The 2,018-nt window shown below is 68.9% G+C and carries 2 protein-coding genes; both read right to left on the reverse strand.

From position 1 onward, the window contains the following. On the reverse strand, positions 1 to 1,309 hold a 1,309-nt coding region (locus AB0G02_RS37125; RefSeq protein ID WP_360804262.1), incomplete at its 3' end, for a hypothetical protein. Next, on the reverse strand, positions 1,309 to 2,018 hold a 710-nt coding region (locus AB0G02_RS37130), incomplete at its 5' end, for a hypothetical protein (RefSeq protein WP_360804265.1). The genes AB0G02_RS37125 and AB0G02_RS37130, both read right to left, overlap by 1 nt.

Consider the following 2,018-nt stretch of genomic DNA (forward strand, 5'->3'; position numbering starts at 1 on the left):
CGAGTGGCCCGTCCTCGCCCAGGAGCCGGTCGAAGGCGCGGCGCACGACGTGGGTGCCGTTCACATCGGCGGCGTCGTGCGCTGCGATGTCGCTCAGTTCCGGGAAGGCCAGGAGCCTGCGGACGGTGTGCCGTGCTTCCTTGCGGAAGGCCATCAGGGCGCTGCGGAACCCGCTGTCGGCCAACGCGAGCTGGCGTCCCAGGCTGAAGGCGACCGCGTATCCCGTGTCGTAGACGCCAAGCTCCTCCATGTACACCAGGCCCTCGCCCGCCGAACTCAACCGGACGCCTTTGCCTTGCGGCAGGTCGTGCGCGGGCAGCGCCGTGAACGGACCCCGGTAGAAGCCGACTGTGGTCTCCCCGGACTCCAGGCCCTGAGGCAGCGCGGTGCCTCCCTGGCTCAGCAGGTCCAGGGCCTGCGGCACGTCGGAGGAGTCGGGCAGCGGGTGGTGGCGCAGCAGAGTCGCGGGGTCCGCGGCCAGTTGTTGGGCGATCTCGCCGAATCCCCGCTTCCCGTCGTCGATCGAGTTGAACGCCCAGGAGTGCAGTGAGATCAACCGCAGTCCGCTGTCCGGGGGCCGTTCCTTGCCGTCCAGATAGTTTTCGAACCCGTCGAGCGAGACGAGGTGGACGACCTGCATGCCCTTGTTGTCCGGGAAGCGGCTGGAGACCAGCACTGCCTTGATGTCGTCCTCGTCGGGCGGCGGGTCGGTTCCGACGACGTGGTTGGCGTCCGGCGGACCGCCCTCGCGGATGTGTGCGAGCATGCCCAGTTCGTAGGTGGTCGGGCAGATCGCGGTGAACAATGCGCCGGGAACCAGGACGCTGGTGACGGTCATCTCCCGCTCGTCGTCGTACAACGGCGGGTCGAAAGCGGGTGGTCGGCCGGGACCGGCCTGCCCGGTGGCGAGTTCGGCAGCGGTGGAAACCGTCACCTTGCCCACGGCCAGCGGGTCCTCGGGCAACTCGCCCGCCCTGAACAGCAGCAGCGCCAGCCAGGGGGCGCCTGCGGCGGCGCCGCTCAGCATGTGGAACCAGGGAAAGCCCGCTCGGGTGAGGGTGATGTGCGGCAGCAGCAGCCCGTATTCGCCTTGGGCACCGGGAAGTGGGTAGCAGGCGGTGACGTCCTCGGGCAGCAGTTGCAGGCGTGGCTGGCGGACCTCGAACACCTGCTCCAAGTCCGGCAGCAGGTCGTCACCGACCCGGCTGTCCCCGCTGAGGGTGTGGTCGACCGTGACGGTGTGCCGGCCCGCGTACAGCGAGGGCAGCCGGTGGTCGAAGAACCGTGTCCGGTGCTTGGGCTCATCCATCAGACCGCTCCTTCGGATGCATTCGTGGTCCCGGCCGCGAGGAGCATCGGTTCCGCGGTGAAAACCCTGGTCACAACTTTGGCGTAACCGGGAAGGTCGGTCTTGGCGCCGCCGGTGGTCAGGCCCAGGCCGTTCATCAGGGCGTGCACCTTGGAACGGGCTTCGCTCCGTGGGGCGGTGTCCACAGTCGCCGCGATCAGGTCCAGGACCCCGGCGGGTCGGGTAGGCGCCGGGATCAGCGGCACGTCGTCGGCGCTCAACGGCATCAGGCCGTTCGGGTTGGGGTCGAACTTGAAGGTGTCCTCGCCGATGTAGCCGGTCGACGCGCCGTAGTCGATGTCGGGCGAGGTGAGGGTGACCCCGGTGAGGTGCATCCGCTGCCCCTCGCCGTGCTCCGGGTCGCCGCTGTCGTCCCACAGTTGCGGCGGCAGCGCGGTGTACTGCGGCACGGCCTTCCACTTACCCAGGTCCACCCGCTGGCCCTCGAGGAGAACCTGAACGCGCTGGGTCGCCCTCAACCCGGTCACGCCCATCGGGTGAACGCCGAAGGACTGTCCTCCGATCACCTGGTCGCTTCTGCCGGTGGCGAGTTCGATGCGGCTGAGCGGCACCTGCGTGTCGGTGCCGAAGGTGAACCCCGATGCCTTGACCAGCCAGTCGCCGTGCCCAGGGTTTTCGACGTCACCCTCGGTGATGATGCCGTCGCCCG

It is taken from the genome of Actinosynnema sp. NPDC023658 (assembly GCF_040639995.1).
Lineage (GTDB): Bacteria > Actinomycetota > Actinomycetes > Mycobacteriales > Pseudonocardiaceae > Actinosynnema.